General features: G+C 69.9%; 14 protein-coding genes. 8 read left to right on the top strand and 6 right to left on the bottom strand.

The features are described from left to right. Positions 1 to 29 precede the first annotated feature (29 nt). Complete coding sequence (locus tag A6A25_RS21475) at positions 30 to 1691, bottom strand: condensation domain-containing protein (RefSeq protein ID WP_241828838.1); 1662 nt, start codon at positions 1689 to 1691, stop codon at positions 30 to 32. Between the two features lie 643 nt (positions 1692 to 2334). Between A6A25_RS21475 and A6A25_RS21470 the strand changes: the two genes are divergently transcribed. Next, entirely contained in the window at positions 2335 to 3573 is a 1239-nt protein-coding gene (locus A6A25_RS21470) for a cytochrome P450 (protein ID WP_073892649.1), read from the top strand. Positions 3574 to 3577: 4 nt separating this feature from the next. Here the strand turns inward: A6A25_RS21470 and A6A25_RS21465 are convergent, their stop codons facing one another. Continuing rightward, positions 3578 to 4171: a LysE/ArgO family amino acid transporter gene (locus tag A6A25_RS21465; RefSeq protein WP_073892647.1), complete on the bottom strand. Its 594-nt coding sequence runs from the start codon at positions 4169 to 4171 to the stop codon at positions 3578 to 3580. Between the two features lie 69 nt (positions 4172 to 4240). On the opposite strand from A6A25_RS21465, the gene A6A25_RS21460 reads away from it, so the two are divergent. From A6A25_RS21460 to A6A25_RS44170, 5 genes are all read left to right on the top strand, one after another. Further along, positions 4241 to 5101, top strand: a complete 861-nt coding sequence (locus tag A6A25_RS21460) for a LysR family transcriptional regulator ArgP (RefSeq protein ID WP_073892645.1) — start codon at positions 4241 to 4243, stop codon at positions 5099 to 5101. Positions 5102 to 5241: 140 nt separating this feature from the next. Continuing rightward, positions 5242 to 6636 carry a CBM96 family carbohydrate-binding protein gene (locus tag A6A25_RS21455; RefSeq protein WP_073892643.1) on the top strand — a complete coding sequence of 465 codons (1395 nt, stop codon included), beginning with the start codon at positions 5242 to 5244 and terminating at the stop codon, positions 6634 to 6636. Between the two features lie 63 nt (positions 6637 to 6699). Further along, positions 6700 to 7911: an MFS transporter gene (locus A6A25_RS21450; protein WP_143193318.1), complete on the top strand. Its 1212-nt coding sequence runs from the start codon at positions 6700 to 6702 to the stop codon at positions 7909 to 7911. Further along, positions 7908 to 8864 (top strand): TolB family protein, encoded by a 957-nt coding sequence (locus A6A25_RS21445; RefSeq protein ID WP_073892641.1) that lies wholly within the window; start codon positions 7908 to 7910, stop codon positions 8862 to 8864. Before A6A25_RS21450 ends, A6A25_RS21445 begins: the two co-directional genes overlap by 4 nt. Positions 8865 to 9160: 296 nt before the next feature. Next, positions 9161 to 9313, top strand: a complete 153-nt coding sequence (locus A6A25_RS44170; RefSeq protein ID WP_158073783.1) for a hypothetical protein — start codon at positions 9161 to 9163, stop codon at positions 9311 to 9313. 37 nt (positions 9314 to 9350) lie between these two features. On the opposite strand, the gene A6A25_RS42375 is transcribed toward A6A25_RS44170, so the two are convergent. Beyond that, a complete protein-coding gene (locus A6A25_RS42375; RefSeq protein ID WP_083668531.1) occupies positions 9351 to 9863 on the bottom strand; it encodes a helix-turn-helix transcriptional regulator in 513 nt (170 codons plus the stop codon). A gap of 182 nt (positions 9864 to 10045) precedes the next feature. On the opposite strand from A6A25_RS42375, the gene A6A25_RS21435 reads away from it, so the two are divergent. Beyond that, positions 10046 to 10621 carry a bifunctional DNA primase/polymerase gene (locus A6A25_RS21435; protein WP_073892639.1) on the top strand — a complete coding sequence of 192 codons (576 nt, stop codon included), beginning with the start codon at positions 10046 to 10048 and terminating at the stop codon, positions 10619 to 10621. Then, complete coding sequence (locus A6A25_RS21430) at positions 10618 to 10965, top strand: hypothetical protein (protein ID WP_073892636.1); 348 nt, start codon at positions 10618 to 10620, stop codon at positions 10963 to 10965. Before A6A25_RS21435 ends, A6A25_RS21430 begins: the two co-directional genes overlap by 4 nt. Positions 10966 to 11026: 61 nt before the next feature. Here A6A25_RS21430 and A6A25_RS21425 read toward each other — a convergent pair whose 3' ends face one another. Genes A6A25_RS21425 through A6A25_RS21415 form a run of 3 tightly spaced genes read right to left on the bottom strand, consistent with a single transcriptional unit; the run spans position 11027 to position 14084 of the window. Further along, positions 11027 to 11872 (bottom strand): carbohydrate ABC transporter permease, encoded by an 846-nt coding sequence (locus A6A25_RS21425; RefSeq protein WP_073892635.1) that lies wholly within the window; start codon positions 11870 to 11872, stop codon positions 11027 to 11029. Beyond that, positions 11869 to 12801, bottom strand: coding sequence for a carbohydrate ABC transporter permease (locus tag A6A25_RS21420; RefSeq protein ID WP_073892633.1), 933 nt, complete (start codon positions 12799 to 12801; stop codon positions 11869 to 11871). The genes A6A25_RS21425 and A6A25_RS21420 overlap by 4 nt, the downstream gene beginning before the upstream one ends. Next, positions 12798 to 14084: an ABC transporter substrate-binding protein gene (locus A6A25_RS21415; protein ID WP_073892631.1), complete on the bottom strand. Its 1287-nt coding sequence runs from the start codon at positions 14082 to 14084 to the stop codon at positions 12798 to 12800. The genes A6A25_RS21420 and A6A25_RS21415 overlap by 4 nt, the downstream gene beginning before the upstream one ends. Positions 14085 to 14195 lie beyond the last annotated feature (111 nt).

Here is a 14195-nt window from a genome sequence, read left to right as displayed (position 1 = left end):
CGCAGAGCGGAACTACCGGGTGGTGGTGGTCAGGCCCGTGCCTCGCCGCGACGGGCGCGGGCGGCGTCGAGCAGGCGCTGCCGGCTGCTGCCCGCCGACGAGGACGTGGACTTCGCCGGGCCCGCCAGCAGCTCGGCCTGGGCGCGGATCGTGCCCGCGCGGAACAGGTCCACGGTGCGCAGGGCGTGCCCGGACACCTGGTTGAGCCGTTCGACCAGGATCACCAGGCGCAGCGAGTCGCCGCCCGCCTCGAAGAAGCTGACGTCGTCGGCGACCTCCTCGACGCCGAGCACTTCGCGCCACAGGCCGCGGACGGCGTCCAGGCGGGCGGCGGGGTCGTCGGCGATGCCGTCAACGGCGGTGGTGGGTTCCAACACGGGTTCCTCCGGGAATCGGGCCAGGTCGGCGGCACTGCGGCGCAGGCCTGCGAACAGGTCGACGAGGGTCGTGCCCTCGAACAGGTCGGCCGGGCGGTCCAGGGACAGCTCCAGCCGCTCGGCGCCCGAGCTGTGGTCCAGGCGCACGAACAGGGCCAGGTCGTACTTGCTGTACTGCGGCTTGAGCGGGCGGTAGCGGCCCGGCACGCCCGGTGCCAGCTCGAACCCGTCCGGCACGGCGTTGAGCTGCACCAGCACCGGGGTCAGCGGCGGCCTGCTCACGTCGCGGTTCGGGTCGAGCGCGGCGGCGATCGCGTCCAGCGGCACGTCGGCGGCCACGAACGTCTCCATCGCGGCGAACCGCGCGTCGCGCAGCAACTCCCGCCACGTGGTCGTCTCGTCCAGGCCTATGCGCACGACCAGCGTCGTCATGAACATGCCGACCACGTCCGCGGTCGCCGGGTCGTCGCGGCCCGGCCACACCACCGCGAACAGGAAGTCGCGCTGCTCGCTCATCCGCGCCAGCGTCGCCGCGAGCAGCGCGACACCGGTCATGTAGAGCGTGGCGCCCTCGGTGGTGGCGACGTCCACGAGCTGCTTGGTCAGGTCGGCGTCCAGGTGCGTGGCGCTGTCCGCGCCCAGCAGCGACAACTCCTCCGACGCCGGGTCGCGGTCGTACGGCAGGGCGACGCCCATGGGCGCGCCGCGCAGCCGTTGCACCACGTCGGCGACGCGGTCGGCGAGGTCTTCGGGGTCCGGCGGGGACAGCACGTCCGCCGGGTGCGGGGCGGGCGGCAGCTCGATCTCCTCGCCGCGCAGCTTCCCCCGGTAGATCGCGGCGATCTCGTCCATGAGCAGGCCGCGCGACCAGCCGTCGAAGACGATGTGGTGCACGTTGAGCAAGAGCAGCGTGGTGCGGTCGTCGACCCGGATGACCTCGGCGCGCGTCGGCGCCTCCTCGGCCAGGTCGAACGGCGTGTAGCAGAGCACCTCGACCAGGTCGTCCAGCTCCGCGCCGGTCCAGCCGTCGGCCGCCGCGTCGATGAACCCGGCCTCGGCCGGTTCGGCGTCGGTGCGGTACTCGACCCGGCGCAGCCGCGCCTGCAGGCGGAACCGGGACCGCAGCGCCGGGTGCCGGGCGATGGCCCGTCGCACGGACTCCACCAGCAGCGCGTGGTCCACCGGGCCGGTGAACTCGACCACCGACGGCAGCAGGTAGGTGGGCCGCAGCCGCTCGATCCGGTCGAGGATCCACAGGCCCTGCTGGGTCGGCGTCGCCTCGTGCCAGGTGGTGGTCGGCAGCGGGCTAGACATGCCCGAACCCGCCCCGGACCGGGCGGCCGGACGCGGTCGACGCGAAAGTCGGCGCGCCCCGAAAATGCGCAGCACAAATACCGGAATCGGGCGAAAGCCCCACGATTACCCCTCGAGTCCCCAGACTTGCCAGCCAGTCCCCGCAGTTCTCCTGGCGGCCGTGGCTCAACGTAGGACGGCCGGCACAAGGCGTCAAGCGATCCCGAAAAGTCAGTCGGAACGACTTCGAGAACACGCATGGAGCAAAGCTTTCGAAGGTCATCAAAACGCGACTGCGGACCGTGAATATCGCTGGCCCGTTCGGCTTTAACAGTTACCTCTGAGGCCTCGCTGAGACGGGGTTGACACCCCCGTGACCCCGTGCTTCACTCGAACTCCGTCGGCTGCACGCAGTTCGGCGCTGGGGTCTGGGGACTATCGGGCACATCCTGGGGGATTTCCCGCGAAGGTCGCGACCTGGTTCACGGCATTACTCGTGAACGGATCCGACGGGTGCGTGCGACGCGGCACGCGTAAATCGCTCCACTGGCGGACGAAGCCACCCGCGGCAGGTGGGTGGCGATTTTTGCTGGCCGCATTTCCCGGCACCGCGGACCGAGACCGGCGCGGAATGAACGCGCGCTCGAACGAAAGGAAACGGGCCATGACCACCACGTCCGGATGTCCGGTGCACGTGGGCTCGACCGACCTCGTGGATCCGCACCTGTACAGCGACGGTGACGCCCGCGCTGAGTGGCGCCGACTGCGCGGGCTGGACGGGTTGAGCTGGCTGCAGGTCGACGACGACCGCGGGTTCTGGTCCGTGGTGAAGTTCGACGACACCGACCACGTGCTGCGGAACACCGCACTGTTCACCTCCGAACGCGGCACCATGCTCAGCCTGCTCGGCATGGACGACCCGGCCGGCGGCCAGCAGCTGGCCGTCACCGATCCGCCGCGCCACACGGTGATGCAGAAGAGGCTGAAGAAGGCGTTGGCGGTCAACGCGGTGGACCGGCAGCGCGACATGATCCGCGGCCTCGTGCTCGACCTGCTGCTGCCCCTGGGCGACGGCGGCACCTTCGACTTCGCGCAGGCGATGTTCGCCATGCCGATGTCGGTGACCGGCACGATGATGGGCCTGCCGCAGTCCGACTGGGCGTGGCTGAGCAGGCTCACCACCATCTGCATCGCCGCCGACGACCCGGAGTACCAGGACGCGGGCAGCAAGTCCGCGACCCTGTCCATGGCGCACCACGAGCTGTTCGCCTACTTCCAGGACCTGGTGCGGCACCGGCGCGACAACCTCGGCGACGACCTGCTCAGCGTGCTGATCTCCACCCGGTTCGAGGGCAGGCACATGACGCCGCCGGAGATCGTGTCCAACTGCTACAGCCTGCTGCTCGGCGCGAACGTCACCACGCCGCACGCGCCGAACTACGTGATGGCGGAGTTCGCCGAGACCGACGTGCTGCGCGACTGGGCCGCCGACATGTCCGTCACCACGACGGCGGTGGAGGAGGCACTGCGGTGGGCGTCACCGGTGAACCACATGCTCCGCTACGCCACGCGCGACCTGGTGATCCGGGACACGCCCATCGCCGCCGGTGACGCGGTCGTGGTGTGGCTGGGTTCGGCGAACCGGGACGAGGGCGAGTTCGGGGACTCGGAAACCTTCGACATCCGGCGCAAGCCCAACAAGCACCTGGCGTTCGGCATCGGGCCGCACTACTGCATCGGGCACAGCGTGGCACGGGTGACGTTGAAGATCCTGTTCGAGGAACTGCTGACCCGCTTCGAGGACTTCGCGCCCGCGGGCAAACCGGAACGGCTGATCTCCAACTTCGTGTCCGGCTACAAGCACGTGCCGATCACGGCACGCGCCAAGGCACGCCTGGTCTAGTTCCTCAGACGACGAGGGAGACGCCGGTCGCCGTGACCACCACGGCGACCGCCGCGTCCAGCACCCGCCACGCCTCGGGCTTGGCGAACGCCCCCGACAACCAGCGGGCGCCGAACCCGAGCGCGCTGAACCACAGCACGCTGCCCGCGATCGCACCGGCCGCGAACCACCACCGGTCGCCGCCGAACCCGGTGGACGCCGTGCCCAGCAGCAGCACGGTGTCCAGGTACACGTGCGGGTTCAGCCAGGTCAGCGCCAGGCAGGTGGCGATCACCGCGGCACCCGCCTTCGCCGTCGTGGCCGGCTCCAGCGCCGCCGGCCGCAGCACCCGCCGTGCCGCCAGCACGCCGTACCCGACCAGGAACGCCGCACCGACCCACCGCACCACCGTCAACGCGGCGGGCCACGCGGTGAACGCCGCACCGACACCGCCGACACCGAGCGCGATGAGCAGCGCGTCCGAGCCCGCGCAGATGGCCACGATCGCGGGCACCTGCTGCCGCAGCACGCCCTGGCGCAGCACCAAGGCGTTCTGGGCGCCGATCACGACGATGAGGGACAGTCCGGTGCCGAGCCCGGCGAGCAGCGCGTAGGTCACGGCCTCGACGGTAGGAACGCGACTGGGATAAGGCCAGCTACGTTTTCTTACGTATCATTAGCGCTCGTGATGCTCGATCCGGAGTGCGTGCGCACCCTGCTGGCCGTCGTGGACGAAGGCACCTTCGACGCCGCCGCCAAGGCGCTGCACGTCACACCGTCCGCCGTGAGCCAGCGCATCAAACTGCTCGAACAGCGCACCGGCCGCGTGCTGCTGGTCCGGTCCAAGCCCGCGCGGCTCACCGACTCCGGCGCGGTGATCGCCCGGTACGGGCGGCAGCAGGCGTTGCTCGACCGCGACGCCCGCGAAGCGCTCGGCCTGGTCGAGGACCCCACCCCGATCCCGGTCGCGGTCAACGCCGACTCGCTCGCCACCTGGTTCCGCCGCGTGGTCAAGGAACTGGCCGCCGACGAGGGCCTCGTGCTCAGCGTGCGGCGCGACGACCAGGACCACACCGCCGAACTGCTCCGCCAGGGCCTCGTCGTCGGCGCGGTCACGTCCTCACCCCGTCCGGTGCAGGGCTGCGTCGTCCGTCCACTCGGGAGCATCCGCTACCACGCCGTGGCCACCAAGCGGTTCACCCGGCGCTGGCTCGCCGACGGGCAGCCGCTGCACGACGCCCCGGTGATCGTCTTCGACGAGAAGGACGACCTGCAGGACCGGTTCTGCCGCGAGCTGTCCGGCCGCAACGCCTCCGCGCACCGCCACCACCTGCCCGACGGGCACGTGTTCGAGGACGCCGTGGTCGCGGGCGCGGGATGGGCGCTGCTCACCGAGCACCAGATCGCCGCCCACCGCAGGCTCGTGCACCTGGCCCCCGACCGGCCCGTGGACGTGCTGCTGCACTGGCAGCAGTGGAAGCTCGACTCACCGCCGCTGGCCCGCGTCGCCGACGCCGTCTTCCGCGCCGCGGCGGCCGAGTTGCACTGATACACCCATCACCGATGTACGTGTGAGCGGTTCGCCGGTCGTTCACCGCCCGGCCGCCCGACCATCACCACACAGTGTCCGCACGTCCCTACTGTCTGCGAAGCCCTCATTGCCGTCGTTCGAAGAACGAAGGGTTCCGCATGTCAGGACGCAGAGCTCCGCTGGCGCTGCTCGCCATCGGCGTCGTCACCGCCGCCACCCTCACCGCCATCGCCTCCTCCGAACACGTGCCGACCGCCTCGGCGGCCACCACGACGTTCACCCCCTCCGCCGACACCTACGTCGACAACTCCGCCACCAGCAGGAATTACGGCACGTCCGGCCAACTCGGCGTGGACGGCTCGCCGATCAAGCGGATGTTCCTCAAGTTCACCGTCTCCGGCGTCTCCGGCACGGTCAGCGGCGCCAAGCTGCGACTGCACACCGACGACGTCTCGAACTCCAACAGCCCGACCGGCGGCACGTTCCGCGCCATGACCAACACCACCTGGTCCGAGACCGGCGTGACCTGGAACAACCAGCCCGCCATCGACGGCGCCACGCTCGACACGCTCGGCTCCGTCGCCCGCAACGCCTGGTACGAGGTCGACGTCACCGCGCACGTGCGGGCCAACGGCACGTACAGCTTCGGCGTCACCTCCACCAGCACGGACGGCGCCGACTACGACTCGCGGGAAACCGGCGCCACCGCGCCGCAACTCGTCGTCACCACCGGCACCACCACCACGACCACCACTCCCCCGCCCAGCGGTGACCCCGTCCTGGTCGGCGCCGGTGACATCTCGAACTCCGGCTCCGGCGACTCCGCCACCGCCGCGCTGCTCGACAGCATCCCCGGCACGGTCTTCACCACCGGCGACAACGTCTACAGCAGCGGCACCGCCTCCCAGTTCGCGAGCTACTACGACCCGACCTGGGGCAGGCACAAGGCCCGCACCCGCCCGTCACCCGGCAACCACGACTACGGCACCTCCGGCGCGACCGGCTACTACAACTACTTCGGCGCCCAGGCCGGCCCGTCCGGTCGCGGCTACTACTCCTACGACCTCGGCAACTGGCACATCGTGTCGCTGAACTCCAACATCAGCATGGCGACCGGCTCCGCGCAGGAGCAGTGGCTGCGCGCCGACCTCGCCGCGAGCACCAAGCCGTGCACGGCGGCGTACTGGCACCACCCGCTGTTCACCTCGGGCGCCAACCACTCGCCGTCCACGGCGACGCGCCCGCTGTTCCAGGCGCTGTACGACTACAACGCCGACGTGGTGCTGTTCGGCCACAACCACCACTACGAACGCTTCGCGCCGCAGAACCCCAGCGGCGGCCTGGACACCACCCGCGGCATCCGCACGTTCGTCGCGGGCATGGGCGGCGCCAGCCACTACGGCTTCGGCACCATCCGGCCCAACAGCGAGGTCCGCAACACCACCGCGTACGGCGTGCTGAAGCTGACCCTGCACAGCAACAGCTTCGACTGGCAGTTCGTGCCCGTGGCGGGCCAGACCTTCACCGACAGCGGTACCACCGCCTGTCACTGATCCGCCCGACCGCCGCGCCCGGTCGTCCCCCGGCCGGGCGCGGCACCCACTCGGAGGTGCGCTGTGTACCTGTCCACCATCACCCGCCCCAAGACCGCAGGCTGGAAAGGCCTCAGCGCCAACGTGTTCGCGCTCGGCGCGGTCAGCCTCGTCACCGACGTCTCGTCCGAGATGGTCACCGCCGTCCTGCCGCTCTACCTCGTCGTCGGCCTCCAGCTCAGCCCCGCCGCCTACGGCCTCATCGACGGCGTCTACACCGGTGCCACCACCCTGCTGCGGCTCGTCGGCGGCTACCTCGCCGACCGCACCGACCGGCGCAAGGGCGTGGCCGGGTTCGGCTACGCGCTGTCCGCCGTCGCCAAGATCGGGCTGCTGCTGGCGGGCAACTCCACCGCCGCGCTCGGCGCCGTGATCACGCTCGACCGCGCGGGCAAGGGACTGCGCACCGCGCCGCGCGACGCGCTGATCACGCTGTCCACGCCCGCCGGTGACCTGGGTCGGGCGTTCGGCGTGCACCGGGCGATGGACGGGATGGGCGCGTTCGCCGGGCCGCTGGTCGCGCTGGCCGTCCTGGCGCTGGCCGCCGAGTCGTTCGACGCCGTGTTCATGACCAGCTTCTGCATCGCGGCGCTGGGCGTGGTGATCCTGGTGCTGTTCGTGCGCGACCACCGGTCGCCGGTGGCGTCGGAACCGGTGCGGGTCAAGGCGATCGGCGGTTTGTGGCGGGACGGCGGGGTGCGGCGGGTCGTGCTGGCGGCGTCGCTGCTCGGCCTGGCCACGATCGGCGACGGGTTCGTGTACCTGCTGCTGCAGAAGCGCGAAGGACTGTCGATCGGGTGGTTCCCGCTGCTCGCGGTCGGCACGAGCCTGGTGTACCTGCTGCTGGCCGCGCCGCTGGGCGCGTTGGCCGACCGGGTCGGCAGGCTGCCGGTGATGCTCGGCGGGTACGTGGCGCTGGGTGCGGTGTACCTGCTGCTGTTCGGGCCGTTGGGCGGGTGGGCGCTGGTCGTCGTCGTGGTCGCGCTGTACGGCGTGTTCTACGCGGCCACCGATGGCGTGCTGATGGCGTTGGCCGGGCCGTTGCTGCCGGAGCGGCTGCGCACGACCGGGATCGCGTTGATCCAAAGTGGACAGGCTCTGGCGTACCTGGGCTCGTCGGTGCTGTTCGGCCTGGCCTGGCAGTTCTGGGGGCCGGAGGCCGCCACCCGGTTGGCCGCCGGTGGCGTCGCGCTCACGTTGGCCGCCACCGTCGTGCTCCTGGGGCGTCGCTCATGACCACTCGACTGCGTTTGCTGATCACCGTGCTCGTCGCCGTGCTGCTGGCGGGGGTCGCGGTCGGGTATGCCGCGTTGTCCGGGTCACGGCCGGAGGAGGTGGCGTCGACCTCGGTCAGCGGACCGCGGTTGGTGGTGTTGAGCAACGGTCGGCTGTCGACGGTGTCGCGGTCGGACCCGAGCGGGCCGCGTGAGGTGACCGAGCAGCGGTGCGACCGGGTGTACAGCGCGGGCGGGACGACGTCGTGCCTGCGGCCGGTCGGTGCGTTCAAGGCGGGTGAGCTGGCGGTGCTGGACGCCGGGCTGCGGGAGGTGCGGACGCTGCCGCTGACCGGGTTCCCGAACCGCACGCGGGTGTCGGCGAGCGGGCGGATGGTGGCGTGGACGTTGTTCGTGGACGGGCACTCGTACGCGGCCAACGGCTTCTCCACCAGCACGGGGATCCTGGACACGCGGTCCGGTGCGGTGGTCACCTCGCTGGAGGAGTTCACGTCCACAGTGGATGGCTTGGAGGTGACCGCCGTCGACCGCAACTTCTGGGGCGTCACCTTCACCGCCGACGACAACCGCTTCTACGCCACCATGTCCACTGGCGGCCACCGCTACCTGATGGAGGGCGACTTCGCGGCCCGGACGCTGCGGTCCGTGGTGGACAACGTGGAGTGCCCCTCACTGTCACCCGATGGCACGCGGATCGCCTACAAAGCGGCGGTGAACGGCGATCCCCAGCAAGGGTGGCGACTGTCCACGATGGACCTTGAGACGTTGGCGATCACACCGCTCGCCGAAACCCGGAGCATCGACGACCAGCCGACCTGGGTGGACGACCGGACCATCGCCTACGGGATCCAGCGCGACGACGGCATCAACGACGTCTGGGCTGTGCCCGCGGACGGTTCGGGCGCCGCTGCCGTCCTGGTCCCGGAGGCCGCCTCACCGGCGCCGGTCGAGTGATGGGATTCTGTCTACACTGAAATCATCGAGGCTACTGCATGCAAAAACCTGATCAGCCCACACCGTCGGCGAGGTGGACGTGGCCGAGCCCGGGACCGAACCCGGCCACGTGGGCGGCCGGGCCAACGGAACCTGGGTTCAGCTGTGGACGTGCAACGACACGGGCATCCAGCGGTGGCGCCTGCCGCGAGGTGACTGCGATGTGGTGTGCCGGACCACCACCGGTCGTACATGCACAGTGCCACTTCGGCGGCGAAGGAGGCTCGGTCGAAGCCTGCCAGCCAACTGTGGCGCTGATGCGGCAACGCAGAGCTGAGGGCGTTCTCCGCGGCGTCGAGTGCGAGCCGCGCCTCGCGTTCCTTTCCCTGCCGCGCGAGCGCACGGCCGTGCATGGTGTGCAGCCGTGCCCGCAGGTGAGCCGCATCCGCTCGATGGCCGGTCAGCCGTGATATCCCACTGAGCGCAAGGCGTTCCGCGCTGATCGCGTCATCCATCTGCACGGCCAGGTGGGACAGCGAGGAGAGAACATTGGCAGCGAGTTGGACGTTCTGCGCGGTCATGGCCAGGTGATAGGCCTGTGTCAGGTGCAGCCTGGCCATAGAGGAGGCCTCCACCGACTTTGCGATCGGCCACCTTGAACGCTTCCGCGATCGTGTGGAAACCGATCACCATACGCATCGCGACAGCCGGCGTGGGCGGGTCTCCAGGCGGTCGTTGCCGATCTTGGCCGGCCGGCTCGCCAACCGCCGGGTTCATACCCGATCCGTGAAGTCGCGTCCCGGCATCCAGCATGTCAGTGCGCAGCAACTCGTCCAGCTCGGCCATGCCGACCTTGAGCAGCCGGGCGAGCTTCGGACGCTGATACGGCAGCGGCTCCCGCGCACCCGCCTCCCAACGCACGACCGTCGAGCGCTCCACGTTCAGCGCCTCGGCGAACGTCTCCTGCGTGTAACCGGCCGCTTTCCTGGCACGGGCGAGGCCGGTGCGCCGTACTGCCATCGGGCGACCTCCCGGCATGTATGACCTCGTCCGCAGGTTCAATAATCGCTGGTCGAGCCTACCGCTGCGCCGTGCGTGCCCCATTCGGGCGACGTCTGAGGCCTCATGCCGGCTCTGTGCGTCGCCCCACCCGGACCCCATCCTTGCCCCCACCCGAAGTCCTCCGACCGAAAGGCAAGGAAGTGGCGAGCAACTTGCCGCAGGCCGATTCACGCACGACCTTGCAGGCCGCTCTGGGCTACGCCGACCTGGGCTGGCCCGTCCTCCCGGGAGCCGTGTGGCACGACGGACGCTTCGCCGATCCGGCGAACGAGAACCCAGTCGCCAATCCGTGCCTACGTCCTCTCGGTGTCGCGACCACCGACGCCCATTTGGTGCGCGAGTGGTGGTCCGCCCCCGGTCTGCACATGCCCAACGTCTTCACCGTGACGGGTTCGGCCCTCGGCGCCTTCATGGTGGCCGAGCCGCTGGTCACGGCTTTGGCGGACGACCCTCGGTTCGGTGCCCGGCCGACGCCTGTGCTTGCCTTTCCGAACCTGCCACTGGCCTACTTCCTCGTCCGGCCGCCGATGCCCTCGGTGCTGCTGAGCGATGCGGCACGAGTTGTCGGCACGGGGATGCCCCTGCCCTTGCCGCCGAGCGCCCTCGAGACCATGCCGGTGATCTGGCTCATCACACCGGATGAGGCCGGCGACACCCTGATGCCGGGCGACGCCTTGGCGGACCTCATCCAGGCTCACGAACGGGACGCCGCGTGAACGACCTGACCGCCTCGAACACCGCAGGCCGGCTGTGCGGCCCGGCCGAATTGACCGATCTCGTGGACGAGCTGGTGACGGAAGCCGCACCCAGGATGTTCGCCCTCGTGGAGGAGTACGGCGCCGCGGAAAGCGCGCGCGTGGCCGGCTATGGGTTGGCTTACGCCGCACGTGCCGAGGTCAACTCGGTGGAAGGCGACTTCCACCTGAACTCCACGAGCGTCGAACGCCTTCGGACGGTGTTCGAGATCAGTTCCCGGTCGGCAGGGGTGCGGCGGGTGCACGTGGTGTGGTTGGACCGAGCGGGGCGGGGTTTGTGGGACGTCGGCTCGGCCCGGAAGTAAATTGGCCGGTCGCCACGGCTCTCCCGACACGTGGCGACCGGCCGTTGACACCGCCAGGCGGTTACTTGACACCGCCTGCGGTCAAGCCTGCGATGATCCTGCGCTGGAACAGCAGCACCACCACGACCAGCGGCACGGTCACGATCACGCCGGCGGCCATCTGGGTGCCGAACGGCTGGTCGAAACCGTACGCCCCGGTGAACCGGGAGATCGCGACGGTGGCGGTCTGCATGGTGCTGTCGTTGACCATCGACAGGGCGATGATGAACTCGTTCCACGCCGCGATGAACGTGATGATCGCGGTGGTGAAGATGCCCGGTGCGGCCAGGGGCAGGATCACCTTGCGGAACGCCTGGCCGCGCGTGCAGCCGTCGATCATCGCCGCCTGCTCCAGCTCCTCCGGCATCTGCCGGAAGAACGCGGTCAGGTTCCACACCGCCAGCGGCAGCGCGAACGACAGGCTCGGCACGATCATCGACTGGTAGGTGTTGATCCAGCCGATGTCGGTGAACAGCGCCAGCAGCGGCACCAGCAGGGAGATGCCGGGGAACATCGAGGTGGCGATGATCAGCGCCGCGACCGCGTTCTTGAACCGGAAGTGCAGCCGGGCCAAGGCGTACGCCGCCGACACACCGATGATCAGCGTGAGGACCGTCGTGGTGCCCGCCACGACCAGGCTGTTGAGCAGCGACCGGCCGAACCCGACACCGGGCGAGAACACCGCGGTCAGGTTGTCCAGCGAGAACGGCGACGGCAGCGCGGTCAGCTCGAACTGGTCGGACGGGCGGCGGAACGCCGACACCGCCATCCAGTAGAACGGCGCCAGGCAGTAGAGCAGGATCAACCCGAGCCCGGCGAACGTCAGCACCTTGCGGGGCAGCGTGGACTTGGCCGGTGTGGCGGTCATTTGCGCGCCCTTTCCCGAGCGGCGCCGATGACGTCCGCGCCCAGCAGCCGCACGAACACCAACGCGGTGACGGCCACGTAGACGAACAGGATCGTCGCGTAAGCGGCAGCGGGTCCGAACCGCAGGCTCGACGCCTCGTCGAAGGCCACCATGGACAACGTCTCCACCGATTCCTTGCGGCTGCCGATGAGCACGAACGGCAGGTCGAACATGCGCAACGCGTCCAGCACCCGGAACAGCACGGCCACCAGCAGGGCGGGCTTGACCAGCGGCAGGGTGATCCGCCAGAACTGCCGCCACGGTGACGCGCCGTCGACGCGGGCCGCCTCGTAGACGTCGTTCGGGATGATCTGCAACCCGGCCAGCACGAGCAGGCCGACGAACGGCGCGGTCTTCCACACGTCGGCGAGGATCACCGCGAACTTCGCCTGCCAGCCCTCGGTGGTCCACAGGATCTGCTGGCCGATCACCGCGTTCGCCACGCCGTCGGCCTGGAAGATCCAGCGCCACAGCAACGCCGAGACCGCGGTGGGCACGGCCCACGGCACCAGGATGCTGGCCCGCACGATGCCGCGCCAGCGGATCGCGTGGTGCATCACCAACGCCATGGCCACACCGATCACGACTTCGAGGGCGACCGTGATGGCGGTGAACAGCGTGGTGTTGCCGAACGCGTTCCAGAACCGGGCGGCGGACTCACCGGCGAAGATCGCGGTGTAGTTGTCGACGCCGACGAAACGCGAGCCCTCCACGACGAAACCGCTCTCGTCGAGGTCGGTCCCCTCCCGGAACACCGACTCGCGCAGCGCCGCCACCAACGGGTACCCGACCACCAGGCCGAGCACGACGAACGTCGGTGACAGCAGCGCCGCGGCGAGTCGCCCCGCGCCCGAGGTCGCACCCCGGGCGCGGCGGGCGACCGCCGTCACTTCAGCAGCTCTTCCAGCTTGGACTGCAGGTCCTTCAGGGCCACGTCGCTGGGCTTCGCACCGGTCAGCGCGGCGTAGGCGGCTTCCTGGATCGCCTGGGTGACGTCGCCGTAGCGGACGGCCTGCGGGCGCGGCTTGGCCGACAGGATCGACTCCTTCAGCGTCGGCAGGTACGGGAACTGCTTGATCAGCTCGGCGTCGTCGTACAGGCTCGCCAGGGTCGGCGCCTGCGAGGTGGCCAGCAGGTTGGAGCGCTGCGAGGACTCGCTGATGAAGAACTTGATGAAGTCCAGCGCGGTGGCCTTGTTCTTGCCGAACGCGGAGATGGCGAAGTTGTGGCCGCCGAGGGTGGAGCTGCCGGGACCGTTCAGGCCGGGCAGGGGCGCGACGTCGAACTTGCCCGCGACCTGCGAGGAGCCGTCGGTCTTGCCCGCCAGGTTCCACTGGTAGGGCCACTGGCGGTGGAACAGCAGCTCGCCGGCCTGGAACGCGCGGCGACCCTCCTCTTCCTTGTAGGTGATGGCCTTCTGCGGGATGATGCCCTGCTGGAACCCGGTGACCAGGGTGTCCAGCCCGGCCTTCGCCTCGGGCGAGTCGACCACCGGCTTGCCGGTGGAGTCGACCACCTCGCCGCCCGCGGAGTGCACGGCCTCGTCGAAGTTGACCGTCAGGCCCTCGTACTTCTCGAACTGACCGGCGTAGCAGCCGATGGCGGGCTGGGCCGCCTTGACCGCCTGGCAGGCGGCGGTGAGATCGGCCCACGTCTTCGGCGGCTGCAGGCCGGCCGCGTCGAGCAGGTCCTTGCGGTAGTACAGCAGGCCGCCGTCGGAGTAGACGGGCGCGGCGTAGAGCTTGTCGCGGTACTTCGCGGTGTCCACCGCCGGCTTCAGGAACTTGCCCGCGTCGACCGTGTCGGCGGGCAGTTCGACCACCCACCGGTTGGCCGCGAACTCGGCCGTCCAGACGACGTCGAGGTTGAGGATCGTGTACGCGTCGGACTTGACCTGCGCGTTCTGCACCATCTGCTGGCGCTGGGCGTCGGCGGACTCGGGCAGTTCGATGATCCGGACCTGCTCGTTCGGGTGCGAGGCGTTCCACTCGTCCACGAGCTTCTGCATGTTGCCGGACGTGTCCTTGCCGGTGGCGAAGGTGACCTCGCCCCGACCTTCGAGCGCACCGCCGGGCTGCTCGCCGCCTCCGTCCCCTCCGCTGCCGCACGAAGCGAGGAGGACCGCCACACCCAGCGCCGCGGTTGCCCGCGACACCGTTGTCCGAACGCCCATTACCGAGACTCCCATTCGTTCACAACCCTGTTCTGCCGAGCGCTGGCCGGCCGGTCCGCCGCGGCGTGGGCGAACTCCTCGACCGGTCGCCGCGCCGAGGTCGGACCACTG

Source organism: Saccharothrix sp. CB00851 (assembly GCF_001905065.1).
Lineage (GTDB): Bacteria > Actinomycetota > Actinomycetes > Mycobacteriales > Pseudonocardiaceae > Actinosynnema.
Note: the sequence above shows the minus strand (reverse complement) of the source record. Positions and strands in the feature narration are given on the sequence as shown.

Bases quoted from the DNA above. Each gene is read 5' to 3' on its own strand.
- A6A25_RS21445 (WP_073892641.1), top strand. From the start codon at position 7,908: ATGACCACTCGACTGCGTTTGCTGATCACCGTGCTCGTCGCCGTGCTG.
- A6A25_RS21455 (WP_073892643.1), top strand. From the start codon at position 5,242: ATGTCAGGACGCAGAGCTCCGCTGGCGCTGCTCGCCATCGGCGTCGTC.
- A6A25_RS21460 (WP_073892645.1), top strand. From the start codon at position 4,241: ATGCTCGATCCGGAGTGCGTGCGCACCCTGCTGGCCGTCGTGGACGAA.
- A6A25_RS21425 (WP_073892635.1), bottom strand. From the start codon at position 11,872: ATGACCGCCACACCGGCCAAGTCCACGCTGCCCCGCAAGGTGCTGACG.
- A6A25_RS21415 (WP_073892631.1), bottom strand. From the start codon at position 14,084: ATGGGCGTTCGGACAACGGTGTCGCGGGCAACCGCGGCGCTGGGTGTG.
- A6A25_RS44170 (WP_158073783.1), top strand. From the start codon at position 9,161: ATGCGGCAACGCAGAGCTGAGGGCGTTCTCCGCGGCGTCGAGTGCGAG.
- A6A25_RS21470 (WP_073892649.1), top strand. From the start codon at position 2,335: ATGACCACCACGTCCGGATGTCCGGTGCACGTGGGCTCGACCGACCTC.
- A6A25_RS42375 (WP_083668531.1), bottom strand. From the start codon at position 9,863: ATGGCAGTACGGCGCACCGGCCTCGCCCGTGCCAGGAAAGCGGCCGGT.
- A6A25_RS21475 (WP_241828838.1), bottom strand. From the start codon at position 1,691: ATGTCTAGCCCGCTGCCGACCACCACCTGGCACGAGGCGACGCCGACC.